This is a genomic window from Pandoraea sp. (assembly GCF_004297875.1).
GTDB lineage: Bacteria > Pseudomonadota > Gammaproteobacteria > Burkholderiales > Burkholderiaceae > Pandoraea.
Window position 1 is genome coordinate 95,837 of the sequence record NZ_SCSK01000048.1, and the last position, 20,677, is coordinate 116,513.

At 63.8% G+C, this 20,677-nt stretch carries 16 protein-coding genes; 11 read left to right on the plus strand and 5 right to left on the minus strand.

What is annotated here, in order from left to right; genetic code table 11:
• Positions 1–121: 121 nt before the first annotated feature.
• The 6 genes from EPN80_RS14900 (at position 122) to EPN80_RS14925 (ending at position 7,572) form a co-directional block, all read left to right on the plus strand.
• Positions 122–3,040, plus strand: coding sequence for a molybdopterin oxidoreductase family protein (locus tag EPN80_RS14900; RefSeq protein ID WP_293028812.1), 2,919 nt, complete (start codon positions 122–124; stop codon positions 3,038–3,040).
• Positions 3,037–3,759, plus strand: a complete 723-nt coding sequence (locus EPN80_RS14905; RefSeq protein WP_293028816.1) for a 4Fe-4S dicluster domain-containing protein — start codon at positions 3,037–3,039, stop codon at positions 3,757–3,759. Before EPN80_RS14900 ends, EPN80_RS14905 begins: the two co-directional genes overlap by 4 nt.
• Before the next feature lie 32 nt (positions 3,760–3,791).
• On the plus strand, positions 3,792–4,730 hold the full coding sequence (locus EPN80_RS14910; RefSeq protein ID WP_293028819.1) for a DmsC/YnfH family molybdoenzyme membrane anchor subunit: 939 nt from the start codon (positions 3,792–3,794) through the stop codon (positions 4,728–4,730).
• A 20-nt stretch (positions 4,731–4,750) separates the two neighbouring features.
• Positions 4,751–6,487, plus strand: a complete 1,737-nt coding sequence (locus EPN80_RS14915) for a ClcB-like voltage-gated chloride channel protein (protein WP_293028822.1) — start codon at positions 4,751–4,753, stop codon at positions 6,485–6,487.
• Between the two features lie 116 nt (positions 6,488–6,603).
• The gene (locus EPN80_RS14920) at positions 6,604–7,038 is read left to right on the plus strand and encodes an alpha/beta fold hydrolase (protein ID WP_293028825.1); all 435 of its coding nucleotides are present in this window, start codon (positions 6,604–6,606) and stop codon (positions 7,036–7,038) included.
• Between the two features lie 24 nt (positions 7,039–7,062).
• Positions 7,063–7,572 (plus strand): alpha/beta hydrolase, encoded by a 510-nt coding sequence (locus EPN80_RS14925; protein ID WP_293028828.1) that lies wholly within the window; start codon positions 7,063–7,065, stop codon positions 7,570–7,572.
• On the opposite strand, the gene EPN80_RS14930 is transcribed toward EPN80_RS14925, so the two are convergent.
• Positions 7,569–8,465 carry a LysR family transcriptional regulator gene (locus tag EPN80_RS14930; protein WP_293028831.1) on the minus strand — a complete coding sequence of 299 codons (897 nt, stop codon included), beginning with the start codon at positions 8,463–8,465 and terminating at the stop codon, positions 7,569–7,571. The two genes, EPN80_RS14925 and EPN80_RS14930, sit on opposite strands and share 4 nt — an antisense overlap.
• Positions 8,466–8,481: 16 nt before the next feature.
• Positions 8,482–9,498, minus strand: coding sequence for a prolyl aminopeptidase (pip, locus tag EPN80_RS14935; protein WP_293028834.1), 1,017 nt, complete (start codon positions 9,496–9,498; stop codon positions 8,482–8,484).
• Between the two features lie 255 nt (positions 9,499–9,753).
• Here pip and EPN80_RS14940 point away from each other — a divergent pair, with 255 nt between their 5' ends.
• On the plus strand, positions 9,754–12,735 hold the full coding sequence (locus tag EPN80_RS14940) for a transglycosylase domain-containing protein (protein ID WP_293028837.1): 2,982 nt from the start codon (positions 9,754–9,756) through the stop codon (positions 12,733–12,735).
• 14 nt (positions 12,736–12,749) lie between these two features.
• On the opposite strand, the gene EPN80_RS14945 is transcribed toward EPN80_RS14940, so the two are convergent.
• Complete coding sequence (locus tag EPN80_RS14945; RefSeq protein ID WP_293028839.1) at positions 12,750–13,598, minus strand: N-acetylmuramoyl-L-alanine amidase; 849 nt, start codon at positions 13,596–13,598, stop codon at positions 12,750–12,752.
• A 281-nt stretch (positions 13,599–13,879) separates the two neighbouring features.
• Here EPN80_RS14945 and EPN80_RS14950 point away from each other — a divergent pair, with 281 nt between their 5' ends.
• From EPN80_RS14950 to EPN80_RS14965, 4 genes are all read left to right on the plus strand, one after another.
• On the plus strand, positions 13,880–14,341 hold the full coding sequence (locus EPN80_RS14950; RefSeq protein ID WP_293028842.1) for a Fur family transcriptional regulator: 462 nt from the start codon (positions 13,880–13,882) through the stop codon (positions 14,339–14,341).
• Between the two features lie 63 nt (positions 14,342–14,404).
• Complete coding sequence (locus tag EPN80_RS14955) at positions 14,405–15,259, plus strand: metal ABC transporter solute-binding protein (RefSeq protein WP_293029141.1); 855 nt, start codon at positions 14,405–14,407, stop codon at positions 15,257–15,259.
• Positions 15,256–16,131 (plus strand): ATP-binding cassette domain-containing protein, encoded by an 876-nt coding sequence (locus EPN80_RS14960; RefSeq protein WP_293028844.1) that lies wholly within the window; start codon positions 15,256–15,258, stop codon positions 16,129–16,131. Before EPN80_RS14955 ends, EPN80_RS14960 begins: the two co-directional genes overlap by 4 nt.
• A 17-nt stretch (positions 16,132–16,148) precedes the next feature.
• A complete protein-coding gene (locus tag EPN80_RS14965) occupies positions 16,149–16,940 on the plus strand; it encodes a metal ABC transporter permease (protein ID WP_293029143.1) in 792 nt (263 codons plus the stop codon).
• A gap of 32 nt (positions 16,941–16,972) precedes the next feature.
• Here EPN80_RS14965 and EPN80_RS14970 read toward each other — a convergent pair whose 3' ends face one another.
• Both EPN80_RS14970 and EPN80_RS14975 read right to left on the minus strand, forming a co-directional pair.
• Positions 16,973–17,950, minus strand: a complete 978-nt coding sequence (locus EPN80_RS14970; protein WP_293028847.1) for a magnesium and cobalt transport protein CorA — start codon at positions 17,948–17,950, stop codon at positions 16,973–16,975.
• A 42-nt stretch (positions 17,951–17,992) separates the two neighbouring features.
• Positions 17,993–20,674, minus strand: a complete 2,682-nt coding sequence (locus tag EPN80_RS14975; RefSeq protein WP_293028850.1) for a bifunctional acetate--CoA ligase family protein/GNAT family N-acetyltransferase — start codon at positions 20,672–20,674, stop codon at positions 17,993–17,995.
• Positions 20,675–20,677 lie beyond the last annotated feature (3 nt).

Genomic DNA, 20,677 nt, shown 5'->3' on the forward strand with positions numbered 1-20,677 from the left:
GGCTGCGTCGCTATCATCGGACGAAACAGCCGACGAAAACCAAGAATCTGGCCGGCTGCCCCCCCCCAAATCGAGCAACGGCGCCGACGGCGCGGTTGACAGCGTTGCAGGAGACCCCGGCATGGAGCACACGGTCCGCGAGCAAAACGAGCAGCTCGAAGTCAAAACCACCACTTGCTACATGTGCGCCTGCCGCTGCGGCATCCGTGTGCATTTGCGCGACGGCGAGGTGCGTTATATCGACGGCAACCCCGAGCATCCTTTGAATCAGGGCGTGATTTGCGCCAAGGGGGCCTCGGGCATCATGAAGCAGTATTCGCCCGCGCGCCTGACTCAGCCCCTGCGGCGCAAGCCCGGCACGGAGCGTGGCGCGGCGGTATTCGAGCCGATTTCGTGGGACGAGACGTTCGATATTCTGGAAAAGCGCCTGGGCAAGCTGCGCGCCACCGACCCGAAGCAATTCGCGCTGTTTACCGGGCGCGACCAGATGCAGGCGCTCACCGGCCTGTTTGCCAAGCAATATGGCACGCCCAATTACGCGGCGCACGGCGGCTTCTGCTCGTCGAACATGGCTGCCGGCATGATCTACACCATCGGCGGCTCGTTCTGGGAGTTCGGCGGGCCCGACCTGGACCGCGCGCGCCTGTTCGTGATGATCGGCACGGCCGAAGATCATCACTCCAATCCGCTGAAAATCGCCATCTCGAAGTTCAAGCGCGAAGGCGGCCGATTCATCTCGATCAATCCGGTGCGCACGGGCTACTCGGCGATCGCCGACGAGTGGATCCCGATTCGGCCTGGCACTGACGGCGCGCTGTTCATGGCGCTGATTCACGAACTGATCGCCAAGGGGCTGTATGACCGGTCGTTCATTGCGCGCTTTTCGAATGCCGGCGAGCTGGTCAATACCGATCCGGCCAGCGACACGTTCGGCCTGTTCGTGCACGACGAAGCCAGTCCGGTGGGCAATCCGCTCTACCCGCAAAACAAGATGTGGTGGGATCGCCATACGCGGCGCGCGGTCAAGACGCACGCCGAGGGGGCCGACCCGGTGCTGCTGGGGGAATTCGCCCTGCCCGACGGCACGCCCGTGAAACCGGCGTTCCAGTTGCTGATGGAGCAGGTAGAGGAATGCACGCCCGAATGGGCCGAAGGTATCACCGGCATTCCGGCCGAGACCATCCGCCGGCTGGCTTACGAGATGGGCGTGACGGCCCGCGATCACAAGATCGAATTACCGATTCGCTGGACAGATCATTGGGGCGTGACTCACGAGACCGTCACCGGCAACCCGGTGGCATTTCATGCGATGCGCGGCCTGGCGGCTCACTCGAACGGCTTCCAGACGATCCGCGGGCTGGCGGTGCTGATGTCGTTGCTGGGCACCATCGACCGGCCCGGCGGCTTTCGCCACAAGGCCCCCTACCCGCGTGCGGTACCGCCCTCGGCCAAACCGCCAAACAGCCCGGATGCGGTCAAGCCCAATACGCCGCTGGCGACCGGCCCGCTCGGCTGGCCGGCCGAGCCGGGCGACCTGTTCGTCGACGACCAGGGCGGCCCGGTGCGCATCGACAAGGCGTTTTCGTGGGAATACCCGCTGGCGGTGCATGGCCTGATGCACAGCGTGATCACCAATGCATGGCGCGGCGATCCCTACCCGATCGACACGCTGATGATTTTCATGGCGAACATGGCGTGGAACTCGACCATGAACACCTCGGAAATCCGCAAGATGCTCAACGACAAGCATCAGGACGGCGAGCGGCGCGGCGAATACAAGATCCCGTTCATCGTCGTGTGCGATGCGTTCGAGTCGGAGATGACCGCATACGCCGATTTGATCTTGCCTGACACGACCTATCTGGAGCGGCATGATGCGATGTCGGTGCTTGATCGCCCGATTTCGGAGTTCGACGGCCCGGTCGATTCGGTGCGCGTGCCGGTGCTGCCGCCGACCGGTCAGTGCAAGCCGTTCCAGGAGGTGCTGATCGAGCTGGCTAGCCGGCTCAAGTTCCCGGCTTTCACGCGCGAGGACGGTTCGCGCAAGTTCAAGGATTATCCGGACTTCATCGTCAACTTCCAGACCGCGCCGGACTCCGGCACGGGCTTCCTGATCGGCTGGCGTGGCAAGAACGGCGAGAAGGCGGTGGTTGGCGAGCCGAACCCGAACCAGTGGGAGCAATACGCCAGGAACAATTGCGTATTTCATTACACGCTGCCCGAATCGCAGCAATACATGCGCAACTGCAACCGCGATTACCTCGAATGGGCGCAGGCCACCGGCATGCGCAAGTTCAAGGAACCGATCGTCATCCAGCTTTACTCCGAGGTGATGCAGAAGTTCCGTCTGGCCGCGCAAGGCAAGACCCAGGGACGCCGGCCGCCGGCTCATCTGCGAGAGCGCATCGAGAAGTACTTCGATCCGCTGCCGTTCTGGTACGAGCCGCTCGAGCGCGCGGTGACGGATAGCGAGCGCTTTCCGCTGGCAGCGGTCACGCAACGGCCGATGGCGATGTATCACTCGTGGGATTCGCAAAACGCGTGGCTGCGGCAGATTCACGGCGAGAATTACCTGTTCGTCAACCCGCGCACCGCCAGCCAGAGCGGCGTGGCCGACGGCGGCTGGATGTACGTCGAGTCGCCGTGGGGCAAGGTGCGCTGCATGGCGCGCTACAGTGAAGCGGTCGAGCCCGGCACGGTCTGGACCTGGAACGCCATCGGCAAGGCGTCCGGGGCCTGGAACCTCGGCCCCGGAGCCAATGAATCGCAGCGCGGCTTCCTGCTGAACCACTTGATTTCCGACGAACTGCCGACCCAGCATGGCCCGGTGTCGAACTCCGATCCGATCACCGGCCAGGCCGGCTGGTACGACGTGCGGGTGCGCATCTACCCGGCCGAGGCCGACGCCAGCTTCACGCTGCCGCAATTCGACGCGATGCAACCCATGCCGGGCTCGACCCACACCGTCAAGCGCGTGTTCCAGGCCTATTTCGCGGGACGCGGTGAATTCAAGAAACGCCTGAAAGGGACGCAATCATGACCCAACTCGCACTGGTAATCGATTTGAATGTCTGCGTGGGTTGCCACGCGTGCGTGACGAGCTGCAAGGAGTGGAATACGTCCGGCGAAGCCGGCAGCCTGGCCGACTTCAATCCCTACGACGCCGACCCGTGCGGCACGTTCTTCAACCGCGTGCAAACCTTCGAGGCTGGCGAGTTTCCGGACACCGAAACGATCCATTTTCCGAAATCGTGCCTGCATTGCGAAGATCCCCCGTGCGTGCCGGTGTGCCCGACCGGGGCGAGTTTCAAGCGCAAGGAAGACGGACTGGTGCTGATCGACTACGACAAATGCATCGGCTGCAAGTACTGCGCCTGGGCCTGCCCCTACGGCGTGCGCGAGATCGACGAAAAGCGCCAGGAAATGACCAAATGCACGCTGTGCTCGGATCGTATCCACAACGAGGCGCTGCCAGAGCGCGACCGCAAGCCAGCCTGTGTGCTGGCCTGCCCGACTTCGGCGCGCCTGTTCGGGGACATTCACGATCCCGAATCGGTCGTCTCGAAAGCCATCCAGGAGCGCGGCGGCTACCAACTGATGCCTGAATGGGGCACGCAGCCGGCTAACCACTACCTGCCCCGCCGCAAGACCCAGGTGCAGGTGCGCGCCGAGGAGGTCGAGCGGGCCGATAACGCACTGCAGCTCGAGCGGCAGTTCGAACGAGGCGAGATCAACCTGGCGGCGATGGCCAGGCAGTAACCACGCAATCATCAGAACAAGAGGAGCGGGCTATGCGTCCGGCATTTTCGGTAGTTTTTCTCACCACGTTGACCGGCGCGGCGCAGGGACTTTTCCTGGCGCTGTTCGCGACCGAGCTGCTGGCCGGTTTTGGCGTGCTTGCATGGCCCGGCGTGGCGTTCTTCGTGACTGGCGCAGTGCTCGCGGTGGTACTCGCCGGCCTGGGGCTGCTGGCGTCGTTCTTTCACCTCGGACATCCGGAGCGCGCCTGGCGGGCCATTGCCATGTGGCGCACGTCATGGCTGTCGCGCGAATGCATCTTCCTGCCGGCATTCATGGCCACAGTGTTCGCCTATGGCCTGGCGCACTGGTTCGATTCCGGCCTGACGCTGGCCATCGGCGCGCTGGCGGCGGTGTGCTGCTTTGGACTATTTGTCAGCACCGGCATGATCTATACCTGCATCAAGGTGTTGCGTGAATGGGCCACGCCGCTGACCACGACGAACTTCATCTTTCTCGGCTGTGCCTCCGGCTTCACGCTGGCCGCTGGGCTCGCGGCCTGGACGGCCCCCGCCGACATCCGCTTCCTGGCGATCGCCGCCGTCGTGCTGACCCTCGTTGGCTGCGTCACGCGGGTGGCTTCCCTGGTACGCAATGCCCGGCTGCGGCCCAAGGCGACCCTGCAAAGCGCCACCGGCATCAAGCATCGCCAGGTGGTGCAGAAGTCGCGCGGCTTCACCGGCGGCGCCTTCAATTTGAAGGAGTTTTTCCACGGCCAGAGCGAGCAGACCATGCGCACGATCAAGTGGAGTTTCCTGGCGCTGACTTTCCCGGTTCCGCTGGCATTGCTCGCCGCCGGCCTGGCGAATGCTTCGGCGGCGCTGCTGGCAGCGGCGTTCGCGATACAATACGCCGGGCTTCTGGCGGAGCGCTGGTTCTTCTTCGCCGAAGCGCATCATCCGCAGAACATGTATTACCGCGGCGTCTCTTAGTCCTATTCCATAGCAACAACGTGCTTACCACTCTTCTCAAATATCGCATCCGCGTTCAACGGCTGTTCCGTTTTTCAGAAGATCACACGATGTTGCTGTGGGGCGCTGTGGTCGGTCTGGTGGGCGCCTTCGCGACCATTTCGTTTCGGGAGGCGATTCACGCCGTGCAGTGGATGCTCACCGGCAAAAGCGGTTCGCTCGTCGAGATGGGCAAGGGCTTGCAGTGGTACGTCCGCTTATTGCTGCCGGCCGCCGGCGGGGTGGCCGCCGGCATCTTCCTGGCGCTCGCCAAGCGATTTGCCGTGGGCGCGTCGTCCGACTACATGGAGGCCGTGGCTATCGGCGACGGCAACATTCCCGTGCGGCAGAGCTTGCTGCGCAGCGCGTCATCGCTGAGCACGGTGGCCTCGGGCGGCTCGATCGGGCGAGAAGGCTCGATGGTCCAATTGGCGGCCATGGCCGCGTCGTTCATTGGACGCATTACCCATTTCGACCCACCTCGCCTGCGTTTGCTGGTTGCCTGCGGGGCGGCCGCAGGCTTGACATCGGCCTACAACGCGCCTATCGCAGGCGCGTTTTTCGTCACAGAGATCGTACTCGGATCGATCGCGATGCAAAGCTTCGGCCCGATCGTCGTCGCATCGGTGGTCGCCAATATCACGATGCGCGAATTCCCCGGCTATCAACCGACCTATGAAATGCCAGCATTTCCGGCTATCTTCGGCGCGGAAGTCGTTTTTTTTGTCGGACTCGGCATTCTTTGCGGATTGGCCTCGCCGTTGTTTCTGCAGTTGCTCGCCTACGCCAAACGCAAGTTCCAGAAAACCAAACTGCCCCTGCCCACGCGGCTTGGACTCGGCGGCCTGCTGGTAGGGATCATCTCCATCTGGGAGCCCCAGGTCTGGGGCAACGGCTACAGCGTGGTCAATTCGATGCTGCATCAGCCGTGGGCCTGGACGGCCGTACTCGTTTTGTTGTTGCTCAAGCTGTTGGCCACCTGCTTTACCATGGGCTCGGGCGCGATCGGCGGGGTGTTCACGCCGACGCTGTTCGTCGGCGCAGCCGTCGGCTACCTGTTCGGCTTCGGCGTGCACGATCTGTTCCCAAGCGCGACTTCGGCGCCGTTCGCCTACGCCATTGTCGGCATGGGTGCCTTTCTCTCGGCGGCCACCAGCGCCCCGCTGATGGCCATCCTGATGATTTTCGAGATGACCTTGAGTTATCAGGTCGTGTTGCCGCTGATGCTGGCGTGTGTGGTCGCGTATTTCATCGCCCGCTCGATCGACGACACCTCGATGTACGAGATTACCATCAAGCGCAACCGCGACGCCAAGGCGCGCCTGCGACTGCGCGGCACCCGCATGCGCGATCTCATCAAGCCGGCGGACACGGTGTTGCCGTTGACGGCCAGCTTCGAGGAAATTTCACGCATGTTCCTCGAATATCCGGTGAAATATGTTTATATCGTCGATGACGAAAATCGCTACCAAGGCGTCGTCTCGTTGCAGGACGTGACTTCCACATTACTCGAGAAGAAGGACGTCGGCGCCAGGCCGGCGGTCGAGTTCCTGCGCCGCGATTTCGTGCATGTCGTGACGCCTGATATGTCGCTGGGCGAGGCATTGGAGCACTTCCTGGCCCACCAGGGGGAGCGTCTACCTACCGTGGAAAGCATTGATAATCCAACCCTGCTCGGCGTGGTCTACAAATCGTCGCTGCTCGACGCCTATTTCAAGCTGAATCGGTCGGATAACTGAGCGTCGCAAGGCGATTCTTGCAAGGTGCGGGAATCTCCTTCCCGCAGCGCCTGGCTACCGGCGCGCGGGCGCCAAACCTATACTGGGCGTGTCTTCAACTCACCGAATGCACGCCGATGAAATCCCTCTCGCCAACCATCCGTACCGCCAGCTCATGTGCCGCCGCAGCGCTGCGCACCGGCACGACTTATCACACGATCGTCGTCGAGGGTCTCAAGATTTTCTACCGCGAGGCCGGCCCCAAGGACGGGCCAGTGCTCCTGCTGCTGCATGGCTATCCATCGTCTTCGCGCATGTTCGAACCCTTGCTGACGCACCTGAGCGAACGGTACCGGCTGATCGCGCCGGACTATCCGGGTTTCGGCTATTCCGACGCGCCGCCGGCCGATGAATTCGACTATACATTCGCTCATCTGGCGCAGATCGTCGACGCCTTCACCCAAGCGCTCGGCTTGCGAAAATACACGCTATATCTGCAGGATTACGGCGGTCCGATCGGTTTCCGGTTGGCGTTGGCGCACCCTGAGCGCGTGACGGCACTGATCATTTAGAACGCCGTGATTCACGAGGCCGGTTTGTCGGCAGTCTGGGAAAAGCGCCGCGCCTACTGGGCGCAGCGGGCTGATCACGAGCCAGCGATGCGCGCCGCACTGCTGTCGGAGGCCGCCGGCATCGCGCGCCACGTCGGCGGGCGTGAGCCGCTCGAAGCGTTCAATCCCGACGCCTGGATGGACGAGATTGCGTTTTTGCGGCGGCCCGAGCAGGCCGCGATTCAACTCGACCTGGCTTACGACTATCAGTCCAATGTGGCCGCCTATCCGACCTGGCAAGCGTATTTGCGCGAACATCGGCCGCCCGTGCTGGTGACCTGGGGCAAGCACGATCCGATTTTCACGCTCGACGGCGCACACGCCATCGCCAGCGAAGAGCCGGGCGCGGAGCTGCATGTGCTGGAGGCCGGACATTTTGCTCTCGAAGACCACGGCGCGGCCATCGCCGCTCTGATCGACGATTTCCTCGTGCGCCGCACGCCCATGTGCGTGCGAGACGCCGTGCCGGCCGAGCGGGAGAATACCGCAGATTAATCGACGGAATCGAGCACCATATGTTCGGCCAGAAAATCGACCAGCACCCTGGCACGGGCCGGCAGCAACGCGCTGCCTGGCCAGACCGCCTGCACGGCGACCGGCGGCATTTCGAATTCGGTCAGCACCAGGCGCACCTGGCCGCTGTCGACCCACTCGCGTATTTGCCAGAGGAATGCCTGGCCAATGCCCGCACCGTGGAGCACCGCGGCATTGCATGCGAGCGCGCTGCCGGATCTGAAGCGCCCTTCGACGGTGACTTTCTCGGTGCTGCCGTTGGTATGGCGGAATGTCCAGACCGATCCGCCGTCGGCCTCGAGCGCGCGGATCACGCAGGTGTGCCCACGCAGTTCGGCCGGCGCCGCTGGTGTGCCGTGTTGGGCCAGATAGCCCGGTGCGGCGAACGCAACTCGACGCAGGACTCCGAGCGCGCGGGCTCGCAACGTCGAGTCAGGCAAATCGCCGATGCGGATGGCGAAATCGAGCCCGGCAGCGAAAAGATCGGCGTGCTGGTCCGACACATCCAGATCGATGCTCAGTTGCGGGTAGCGCGCCTGACAGGCTGCCAGCAAAGGCACGACGTGCGACGCGGCAAACAGCGGCGAAGCGCCGATGCGCACCAGGCCCGACACGGCTGCCGCGTCCTGGGCGAGCTCGGCGGTCGCCTGGTCGAGCGCGTCGAGCACGGCCTTGAGCTGGCCATGAAAACGCAGGCCGGCCTCGGTGGGCACCAGGCTGCGGGTGCTGCGCCGCACCAGCGAGACTCCTAACGATTGCTCGACGGCAATCAGGGAACGGCTCACCGATGACAGCGAGCGGCCAAGCACGCGTGCAGCCTTGGATAGACTGCCCTGGTCGACAACCGCCACGTAGGCACGATAGTCGTCAAGCATACGAAATGCTCCCTGATTACGATACCGGCATCATTTCCGTTTCGCCCGCACCCCCCGCGAATTCATCGGTGGCCCGGATCAGGCGGTCGAGAATACCGGGCTCATCGTAGGCGTGGCCGGCATCCTTAATGAGATGAAACTGCGCCTCGGGCCACGCGCGGTGCAAGTCCCACGCGGTGCGCGCGGGGGTGGCAACATCATAACGACCCTGTACGATCACGCCCGGGATGCCGGCAAGGCGCGAGGCATCGCGCAGCAGTTGTCCCGGTTCGAGAAATCCGTCGTGTGTGAAATAGTGATTTTCGATGCGCGCGAAGGCCAGTGCGTATTCGTCGTTGCCGAACGCCGCGGCAAGGGCGTCGTCCGGCAGCAGCGTGATCGTGCTGCCCTCCCATACGCTCCACGCCTTGGCGGCCGCCATCTTTTGCGCTTGGTCGTCGCCCGTGAGCCGCCGCCGATAGGCGGCGATCAGATCATGCCGCTCGGCGGGCGGAATCGGCGCAATGAAATGCTCCCATTTGTCGGGGAAAAGCCACGACGCGCCTTCCTGGTAGTACCAGTGAAGCTCCTCACGGCGCACCGTGAAGATGCCGCGCACGATCAATTCGCTGACGTGCTCGGGATGCTTCTGCGCGTACGCCAGCGCCAGCGTGCTGCCCCACGACCCGCCGAATACCAGCCAGCGCTCGACGCCCAGCATGGCGCGCAACCGTTCGATATCGGCCACGAGATGCCAGGTGGTGTTTGCCTCCAGGCAGGCGTGCGGCGTCGAGCGGCCGCAGCCGCGCTGGTCGAACAGCAACACGCAGTAGCGCTGCGGATTGAACAGACGCCGGTGGTCGGCCGAGCACCCGCCTCCGGGACCGCCATGCAGAAACACCGCCGGCTTGCCATTAGGATTACCACATAACTCCCAATAAACCCTGTGCCCATCGCCGACGTCGAGAAATCCGGTTTTGAAGGGCTCCAGCGGTGGATAAAAGCCTCTTGGCGCGGTGCGGCTCGCGAGTTCTGCGTCGGTGCGCTCGGTCATCGTTCGTCCTTGACTTGATCTGGCGGAAAACGGCGGCAAAACGGGCTTGCGCAAAGCTCAGGAAGCCCGTTGCCTCATGCGTCATTTTGCACCAAGTGTTCCGGTTAGATGCGATTCGGGCGAAACTAAAGCATCGCGTGCTTTATCCAACTGTTGACGATTTCGCGCGATGCAAGCATCGCCAAGCGAGGCCGCCCAGACGTTTCACTGATCGGTCATAAGAAAGTGCCGCGACGTCCTTGGGGTAAATACCTTTTGCTCGCCACCTTGTGTGGGGCGGTCTATCTTGCTGTCGCGCTGGTCGCCGCGGAAATGCAGTCGTCGCGCTGGCAAGCGTATTACCTGACCCGGCTCGACAGGCGACTGAGTTACCGGGTGCGGGCCGGTCCGAGCGATGCGATTCGTTTCCCTGGCCATGGCCCGTACGACTTGCGTCTCGGTTACGCGCAATTGCCTCGTTTCACTCACCGGCTCGCGCGCGAGGGATTCGACGTCGCATCGCAAGCCCGTATCTCACCCGAGATGGCCCGGCTGATGGATCGAGGCTGGTTCGCACCGTATCCTGAAAAAAATCAGGCCGGCCTGCGCTTGCTCGACTGCGACGGTCTTGCCCTGTATCGCCGGCGTTTTCCTCGGCTCGCCTACGCCGATTTCCGGGCCATCCCCCCCGTGCTGGTCAACAGCCTGCTCTTTATCGAAGATCATGATCTGCTCGACACGGCACACCCGATGCGCAATCCGGCCATCGATTGGCGGCGCTTCTCGCGTGCATTGCTCGACCAGGGGTTGCATTTGCTCGACCGGAATCACCCGACTCCCGGTGGCAGCACGCTGGCGACCCAGATCGAGAAATATCGACATTCGCCTGGCGGACGCACCGTCTCGCGAATGGAAAAACTGCGACAAATGGCCAGCGCATCGGTGCGTGCCTATCTCGACGGCGAAAACACGCTGTCCTATCGCCAGCACATCGTGCTGACCTATTTCAACACGGTACCGCTGGCCGCGCGGGCCGGCCATGGCGCGATCGAGGGAATCGGCGACGGTCTGGCGCTCTGGTATGGCGAGGATTTTCATCGCGTCAATCAAGTGCTGCGCCGCGCACCTGGCGCGCCAGGCGTCAACCCGCGGCGGACGCTGGCGCAGGCACGAGCCTACAAGGAAGCGCTGTCGCTGATCATCGCGCAGCGCGGACCCTCGTTCTACCTGCAACACGACATGACGGCACTGGGCAAGCTGACCGACCATTACCTCGAGTTGCTGGCAAAAGCTGGCGTTATTGCGCCGCAATTGCGCGATGCAGCGCTGGCGTTGCCGCTGCAACTGGCGCCGGCGCCCAACCATCGCGCCGCTCTGTCGTTTGTGACGCGCAAAGCCGTTACCGGCTTGCGGACCAGGTTGTCGACCTTGCTGGGGGTCGATACGCTATACCACCTCGATCGGCTCGATCTCAGCGCATCGACAAGTATTGACCGGGCAGCGCAGAACGCCATCACGGCCGCCCTGATGCGCGCGCGCACGCCAGCGGGGGCGCGGGCAGCCGGGATATACGGCGTGCAGATGCTGCGCCCAGCCGATGATCCGGGCCGGCTCAGGATCAGCTTTACCCTTTATGAACATCGTGGCGACGCCAATTGGCTGCGCGTGCAAGCCGATACCGTCGACGAACCGTTCGACCTGAATCGCGACGCCCGCCTGAATCTGGGCTCGACTGCCAAGCTGCGCACGCTGACGACCTATCTGGAAATCGTCACCGCACTGCATCGGCGCTACGCCAGTCTCTCGCCAGCGGCGCTGCGGCGGTTGAAGTTGGCACCCGAAGATGCCTTGAGCCGCTGGGCAGTCGATTATCTGATGCACGCGCCCAACGCAAGCTTGCCGCAGATGCTGGGGGCCGCAATGCAGCGCAGGTATTCGGCCAACCCGGGCGAAGCGTTCGCCACTGGCGGCGGCCTGCAGCGCTTTCACAACTTCGCCAAGTGGGAGAATTCGCAAATATTCACGGTCCAGGCGGCGTTCCAGAACTCGGTGAATCTGGTATTCGTGCGGCTGATGCGCGATATCGTGCGCTACGAAATCCTGCGGATCGACCCGACGGTCGACCAGTGGCTGGCGGCCCGTCAGTCGCCGCAGCGGCAAGCCTATCTGGCTCGCTTCGCCGATATGGAGGGCAGCGAATTCCTGCGGCGCTTCTACCGCGCATACCATGGCAAGACGCCGGACGACGCGCTCGATCTGCTGCTGCAAAACAAATGGGGCACCCCGGTGCGTCTGGCGACGGCGCTGCGCACCGTCGAGCCAGCGGCCAGCGAGGCGCAGTTCGCGCGAGCCATGCGACGCCGCTTGCCGGCGACCTATCGCGGACTGTCCGATCGCGATCTGCAAACGCTCTATACGAAATATGACATCGACCACTTTTCCCTGAACGACCGCGCCTATCTGGTCGGGGTGCATCCGCTCGAGCTGTGGCTGGTCGCTTACCTGCACGCGCATCCCGGGGCCAGTCTGGCACAGGTATTGCGGGTCAGCCATGCACCGCGTGAAGAAGCTTACGCGTGGCTCTTCAAGGCCCGCAGCCGCGCCGGCCAGACGAACCGGATCCGGCACCTGCTCGAAATCGGGGCGTTCCAGCGCATCGATCGGGACTGGCGTCGACTGGGTTATCCGTTCGGCACGCTGACGCCATCGTTGGCCACCGCAATTGGCGCCTCGGGCGACCGGCCCGCCGCGCTGGCGCAGTTGATCGGGCTGATTCTCAATCATGGCGTGCAATGGCCGGCGGAGTCGGTGCGTAACCTGCAATTCGCGGGCGGCACGCCTTACGAGACAAATTTCGCGCGGCGCCCAACCCGGGGGGCGCGCCTGTTGCCGGCCGCCGTCGCCGACACGCTGCACCGCGCGCTGCTCAGCGTGGTCGATGGCGGTACCGCCATCGGGCTGAGAGGCGTGTTCGACACGGCCGGCGGCAAGACCGGCACGGGCACGCAAACTTTCTCGGTTTACGCGCCCGGCGGCCGGTTGATCGCCACGCACGCCATCAATCGCAGCGCGACCTTCGTGTTCTTCGTCGGCAACCGCCTGTTTGGCAGCATCACCGCCTATGTGCACGAGCCCTATGCGTCGCGCTACACTTTCACCAGCGCGATGGCGGTGCAATTGCTGCGCTCGGTAGCGCCGATCGTCAAGGCCATGGCGGCACCTCACGATGCGCCGACGCCATTGGCCTGTCACGGCTGAGCGCGCCTCAGGCGTCAGGATCGATACTTTTCGACCAACGCCAGCGCGATCGCTTCGGTCTGGGCATCCGGCTCGCCAGTGATATCGGCCGGCCGAAAGTGCATCTGAAATGCGGTAATGACCAGACGCGTTGCCTCATCGAGCGTGCCGGTTTGTTCAATCCGATAACCATATTTGGCCAGCGCCTGCTGAATACGCGCAACCGAGGCACGTGCTGTCGGCGGTCTGCCGGCAAGATATTTTTCGACGGTATCGGGGTCGGGCCAGGCGCCGATGCCTCTCGCCGCCAGCGTCTGCCAGGGAAACAACGGACCCGGATCGGACTTGCGCAGCGGCGCAATGTCGCTGTGGCCGACTACATTGTCGGGGGTAATGCCGTAGCGCTTGATGAGGTCTGCAGCCAGGCGCTCGATCAGCTCGATCTGAGCTGGCTGATACGGATGCCAGCGCCGGCCCGACGCCTCGTCGGTATAGCCGAGATTGACGATCTCGATGCCGAGCGACGTGTCGTTCAAGTTGTGTCGCCCATTCCAATAGCTCACACCGGCATGCCAAGCACGCTTGTCGTCGTCGACCAACTGCAGCGCGACCGGCTTGCCGCCGTGCGATCCCGGTATCGAGGTGACGAGATAATGGGCGCTGGCGCCGCCGGCGGTCAATAGCCGAAGCGATTCCTCATCGTCGACGGCGGTGTAATGCAAAACGAGATAACGGATTCTCTCGTTTTGGCTTATTGCCCGATAGGAAGTGGTGTCGGCCTTGTATTGCCCTCGGTCCTCGACCCACCCCGCATGCGGCTCGAAGCCAGCACACCCGCTCAGCAAAAGCCCCAGTCCGGCGGATACGGTAAGCGATTTCTTCATGGCAGACCCTCGGTATACGTGTTGATGAGCGGAGTTCGACGGGATTGGCTGCGATTTGTTTGTGCCGAGACGGCTTCTTGTGCCAGCGCGATGACTTGTGAACGCGCTTTTCAGACCAGGACGAACCGGGACCATAAATATCCGTATGCCCGCTTCGTGAATTCTTCTTGATCCTCGAAAGATTCCGGTGCATTGCTTGCGGCAGAAAAAGAATTTTTGCCAACTAATTTGATACGTTATATCATGTCGACCTCTGCCGTAATGCCTTCCTGGGAGCCGCCATGCCCGCGAATATCCAAGATCGTCTTGCCCGCGCCGAAGCCATCGCCGCACAACGCGGGCTTGCTTTCACCACGTTGCGCCGGCAAGTCTATGAGCTGGTGCTGGCCGCCGAGCGTCCGATCGGCGCCTACGAACTGCTGGCGGCGCTTGCGCCGCAGCGCGGGCCGGTCCCCCCGACCACGGTGTACCGCGCGCTCGACTTCCTGGTCGAGAACGGGTTTATCCACCGGATCGAGTCCAGGAATGCGTTTTTCGCGTGCTGCGAGCTGGGTGAGCCGCACGAGGGGCAATTTCTGATTTGCGAGGAATGCGGGCACGCGCTGGAGATACCCGGCACCGAACTGGCCGACAAGCTCTCGCACAGCCAACCCGCTCAAGGCTTCGAGGTGCATCGCCAGGTGGTGGAACTCAGCGGCATTTGCGGCGATTGCAAGCATAGCCACTCGCATCACAAACCCTGATCGCCCGGACCTTTCCCGATGCAAAGAATTCATTTGAAGCAAATATTCGCCACGCTCTGCGCCATGGTACTGATCTGCGCGCCCGGCCCCGGTCGCGCAAACGATGCACCTGGCCCGCTGCCGGTGGTCGCGGCCGAGAATTTCTACGGCGACGTCGTGCAGCAGCTCGGCGGCACCCATGTGGCCGTGACCAGCATCTTGCGCAACCCGGACCAGGATCCGCACCTGTTCGAGGCCAGTCCCAAAACCGCGCGCGCGCTGTCGCAAGCCAGGCTCGTGGTATACAACGGCGCCGCCTACGATCCCTGGATGAACAAACTGCTGGCCGCATCGAAGGCGCCGCACCGCGTTAGCATCGTGGCCGCCGCGCTGCTTGGCAAACGGCCCGGAGACAACCCCCATCTGTGGTACTCGCCGGCCGCCATGCCGACGGTAGCGAGGGCCGTCACGGCCTACCTCAAGCAGGCCGATCCGGCGCACGCGGCCGATTACGATCAGCGCCTGGTCGCATTCCTTGATTCGCTCACGCCGCTCGACGCGAAGGTCGCCGCGATGCGCGCCCGTTATCACGGCACGCCGATCACCGCGACCGAACCGGTGTTCGGCGAAATGGCCAAGGCGCTCGGCCTGACGATGCGCAACACGCGCTTCCAGATGGCAGCGATGAACGGCACCGAGGCCAGCGCGGCAGACATCGCGGCGTTCGAACAGGATCTGCGTCAGCGGCGCGTCAAGGCGCTTATCTACAACAGCCAGGCAAGCGACGATCTGACCCGTCGCATGCTGCGCCTGGCCGAACAAAGCGGCGTACCGGCGGTGCATGTCACCGAGACCCAGCCGGCCGGCCTGTCTTATCAGCAATGGATGCTGCAGCAGTTGAACGAACTCGACGCGGCGCTGCATGGAGCAGCGCGGTGAACCTGGACAATCCCGCCACGATCGAACTGGCCCACGTAAGGCTGGCGCACGGCCGGCGCGTCATCCTGCGCGACGTCAGCCTGTCGATCGGCCAAGGCGAATTCATCGGCGTGCTGGGGCCCAACGGCGCCGGCAAAACGACCCTGATGCGCGCGTTGCTCGGCCTGGTGGCGCCTGACGCCGGGGAGATCCGTGTGCTGGGCAAGCCGGTTGCGCGCGGCAATGCGGACATCGGCTACATGCCGCAAGTGCGCAGCACGATGGCCGGACGCCGGCTGCGCGGGCGCGACTTCGTGGCGTGCGCGGCCGACGGGCACCGCTGGGGCGTGCCGCATCTGGACCGGGCCGCACGCGCGGCGATCGAGCACGCGCTGGCGATCGTGGGCGCGCAACGGCTCGCCGACCGGCCGCTGGCCGAGCTCTCGGGCGGCGAGCGCCAGCGCCTCTTGCTGGCGCAGTGCCTGCTCGGCGAACCGAAGCTGTTGCTGCTCGACGAGCCGCTCATCAGCCTGGACCCGAACCATCAGGCCAGCGTGGTCGAGCTGGTGCGGCGCATCCAGCGCGAGCTCGACATCACCGTGCTGTTCAGCGCTCATGAACTCAACCCGCTGCTCGGCGCGCTCGATCGCGTGCTGTATCTGGGCAACGGCGATGCCGCGCTCGGCCCGGTGGCCGAGGTCATTACCGGTCCGGTGCTGTCCCGCCTGTACGGCGCGCCGATCGACGTGATGCGGGTCAACGGCCGGATTTTTGTCATGTCCGGCGGCGTCGAGATCGAGAAACACGATCACCAGCACGAAAGCGGCCAGGAACACGACGACGCACACGGCGATGCCGATGCGCATCGCCACCAACATCACGAAGCAGGTTGATACCCGCCATGCCCAGCATCTTTCAGTATGACTTCATGATCAGCGCGTTCGCCGCGGCGGGCATCGTCGCGCTGGTCGCCGGCACGGTCGGCTTTTTCCTGGTCATGCGCGGGCAGACGTTCGCGGGCCATGCACTCTCGCATGTCGGGTTCACCGGGGCCACCGGCGCGGTGCTGATCGGCATCTCGCCCATCTGGGGTCTGATCGGTTTCACGCTCGCGGCCGGCATTGGCATGGGGCTGCTCGGCGAGCGGCTGGCCGGGCGAGATGTCGCGATCGGACTGATTCTCTCGCTGTCGCTCGGCTTCGGGCTGCTGTTTCTGCATTTCTTTACGTCTTACGCGACCCAGGTCACCAGCTTGCTGTTCGGCAATGTGCTCGGCGTGAGCGCATCGACGCTGCGCATCCTGACAGTGCTCGGCATCGTCAGCCTGCTGGCGCTCGCGGTGATTGCGCGGCCGCTGGTGTTTGCCTCGCTGCAGCCGGAACTGGCCGAAGCCAAGGGCGTGTCGCTGCGGCTGGTGTCGGTGCTGTTCCTGTCGATCGTCGCGCTGGCGGTGGCCGAGTGCACGCAGATCGTCGGCGTGTTGCTGGTGTTCACGCTGATGGTCGGGCCGGCCGCCGCGGCGCAGAATTTCACCTCCCGTCTGGGCAGCGGAGTGGCCTGTGCGGCGCTGCTGGCCGTGATCGAGGCATGGCTGGGCATCACGCTCGCCTTCTACACCGACTGGCCGAGCAGTTTCTGGATCACCCTGCTCTCGGCTCTCGGCTACGGCCTGAGTGTGGCCTGGCGGCGCGGCGCGCACTGACGTCAAGCCATTGGGCTGGCACCGCGGCGCCGCTACAGCCAGCCCACCTTCTTGAAACGCCACCACAGGAACAAATCGATCCCCAGCATCGCCAACAGGCAAATCGGGTAGCCGTAAGTTGCATGGAGTTCCGGGATGTCGCGGAAATTCATGCCGTAGATGCCCGCGATCATGGTCGGCACGGCGAACAGCGCGGCGAATGCGCCAAGCCGCTTGGTGATCTCGCTCTCGGCCAGGGAGATCATGCCCAGATTCACCTGCAAGGCCGTAGTCAGCATATCGCGACGCCCCTCGATGACCTTGCTGATGCGTTGCAGATGGTCCTGCACGTCGCGAAAGTAATCCTGCATGCCCTGACAGATCGCCGGCACGCGACCGCCACATAGCTTGCCGACGGCGTCGAGCAGCGGTGCGCAGGTGTGTTGCAGCAGCATCAGCCGACGCTTGACGGCATACATGTCTTCGATCACGGCGCGCGACGCGCGCGTGTCTGCCTTGACGAAAAGACGGTCCTCGATGTCGTCGACTTCAGCGCCGAGATCCTCCAGCAGCGGAAAGTACCGGTCGACCACGCTGTCCATCAGCGCATACAGCACGAAGCCCGGCCCCTGCTTGAGCAGGTCCGGATCGTGTTCGCAACGCGCACGCACATCCTTGAAATTCTGCCGGGTGCCGTGGCGCACCGTCAGCACGTAGTCGGGCCCGGTGAAGATGTCGATTTCGCCTTGCGTCAGCTCGCCGTCGTCCTGCCGGTCGATCACGTGCAGCACGGCAAATAACGATTCGCCGTACTCATCGATCTTGGCGCGCTGGTGGCCATGCGTGGCGTCTTCGACCGCCAGGTCATGCAGCCCGAATTGCCGCTGCATATGTGCCAGCTCGCCAGGTTCGATGTCGCATAGCGCAACCCAGACGAAGCAGCCAGGCCGGCTCAGATAGGTGTTGATGTCGTTCGGCTGAATATCAGCGAGCTTGCGGCCATCTTGATAGGCCGCGCAATTCACCAGCATTGTCCGCTTTCTCCTGGGGGATGTTTGATCACCTGCGGCACGTCAGTGCTGCAGTCTCAGCGTCAGCCGCAACACGCCGTCGCCTTCGCTTTCGGTTTCGCCGAACCCGAGGTGACGCGCCAGCGTGAGCATGCGCCGATTATCGGCGAGGATGTAGACGACCATTTCCGCCGTGCCGCGCTGACGGCAATAGTCGATCATTTTGGTGGTCAGAATGCGCCCCAGCCCCTTGCCCTGCAAGTCGGAGCGCACCGTGATCGCATATTCGGCACAGAAATTATCAGGGTCCACGATGGCCTGCGCGATGCCCAGCATGCGCTCCGTGCCCGGTACGTCGCCAGGCGCCATGGCGACGAACGACATCGCGCGGTCATAGTCGATCTGCGTGGTACGCGCCAGTTGGGAGCGCGACAGCGAGCGGATCAGGCCGAAGTAGCGGAAGTGCACGTCTTCTGCCGTCATTGAAGAAAACAGATCGTTATAGGCCTGCGTATCTTCCGGGCGGATCGGCCGGAAAACAATGGTTTGCCCATTCGACTCGAGACGGCTCTCCAACTGCTTCGGATAAGGCCGGATCGCCAGGCGCGCCTGACCGGGCGCCGGCGCCGGACGCACGACGATACGCGCATCGAGCGCCAGCACGCCATGCGCGTCGGCCCGCAGCGGGTTGATATCGAGCTCGGCGATCTCCGGCACGTCGCACACCAGTTGCGAGAGTTTGACCAGCGTCAGGTAGATCGCCTCGTGGTCGGCCGCCGGCCAGTGCCGATAGCCGGCGAGCAACTTGCTGATGCGCGCGCGCGACACCAGTTCGCGCGCGAGCGTCAGATTGAGCGGCGGCAGGCCGATGGCGCGATCGCCGATCGCCTCGACCGCCACGCCGCCCTGCCCGAACAGAATCACCGGCCCGAATACCGGATCGGTCGCCATGCCGAGGATCAATTCAAACCCGCTCTCGCTTTCGGCCATGCGCTGCACGCTAAAACCCACGACGCGCGCGCCCGGGCGATGCAGGCGCACGCGCTCGACAATCTGCCGCGCGGCCATGCTGGCTTGTGCTTGCGAGCGGATGTCCAACACCACGCCGCCGACATCGGACTTGTGTGTGAGGTCCGGCGAAATCAACTTGACCACAACCGGAAAACCGATCGCTTGCGCCAACTCGGCAACTTGCTCGGGCGTCTGGGCAACGCGCGTCTCCACCACCGGGATGTCATAGGCTGACAGCACCGCCATGGCTTCGGGCTCGCCCAGTGCTTCCCGCCCGTCGAACAGCGCCTGCTCGACCAGCTTGCGCACAGCCGCGATATCCGGCACGAACGATTGCGCGACTGACGGTGGCACTTCCATCAGCATCTGCTGGTTGCGCCGGTAATCGACGGCGGCCTGGAACGCCTGCACGGCCCGCTCCGGCGTATCGAACGTCAAAGCGCCCGCTTCACGCGAAATCCTTCGAGCCGTCTCGGCCGCTTCACCGCCCAGCCAGTTGGTAAAAACGTTGCGCCGTGCATTGCGGATGATCGGCGCGAGCGTCTGGGCCAGCGCGTCGCTGTCGAGCAGCGCCGATGGCGCGTGAATCAGCAGCACCGCGCCAGTGTTCGGATCTTGGGAGAGTGCCTCCAGCACCCCCGAGAAGCGGTCCGCGGAGGCATCTCCACCGATATCGACCGGATTGGCGCGTGCCAGCGAAGCCGGCAGCAGCGTGTCGATGCGCGCCAGCGTCGAGGTCTCGAACGCGGCCAGCCGGCCGCCGCCGAGCACCAGCGCATCGGTGGCCAGCAAGCCCGGTCCGCCGCCGTTGGCCATGATGCCCAGACCCTCGCCGGCCAGCGGTTTGAGGCGTGCGAGCATTTCGGCCGCGGAAAACAATTCCTCGAGCGTGTTGGCGCGCAACATGCCGGCGCGGCGGAACGCCGCGTCGTAGACGTCGTCGCCGGCCGTCAGGGCCCCGGTATGCGAGGCAACCGCATGCGCTGTCTCCGGTCCGCGGCCCGACTTGACGACCACGACCGGTTTGTTGCGCGAGGCAGCCCGGGCGGCCGACATGAATTTGCGCGCATCGCGAATTGACTCGATATACAGCAGAATCGCGCTGGTACCGGCGTCGTTGGCGAGATAATCCAGCATGTCGCCGAAATCGATATCGGCCAGATCGCCCAGCGAGACGAAATGAGAAAAGCCGATGCCCTTGGTGCGCGCCCAGTCGAGCATCGCCGTGGTCAATGCGCCGGATTGCGAAAGAAACGCCAACTTGCCGGGCAGCGCATTCGTATGGGCAAAACTGGCGTTCAAGCCGATTCCTGGCACCAGCATACCCACCGAGTTGGGCCCGAGAATGCGCAGCAGGTGTGGTTTGGCCGCCGCCAGCATGGCCGCTTGCAGAGCGCGCTCTGGCGCGTCCTTGTCACGCGCCAGACCTGCGGTGAGCACCACCGCCGAGCGCGTGCCGCGCCGGCCCAGTTCGGCGATCAGGCCCGGGATCGTCGCCGGCGGCGTACAGATGACTGCCAGGTCGGGCGCTTCGGGCAGCGCGGCGATGCTGCGATAGTTCTTTTGCCCGGCCAGACGGTCATATTTCGGATTGACCGGATAGATCATTCCGGTGTAACCGCCATGCAGCATATTGTGCAGCACCGTCGCACCGACACTTTGCGTTCGCCTGGACGCGCCGATCACAGCCACCGAACGCGGTTTGAACAGAATATCCAGATTCCGAACGGTCATCGG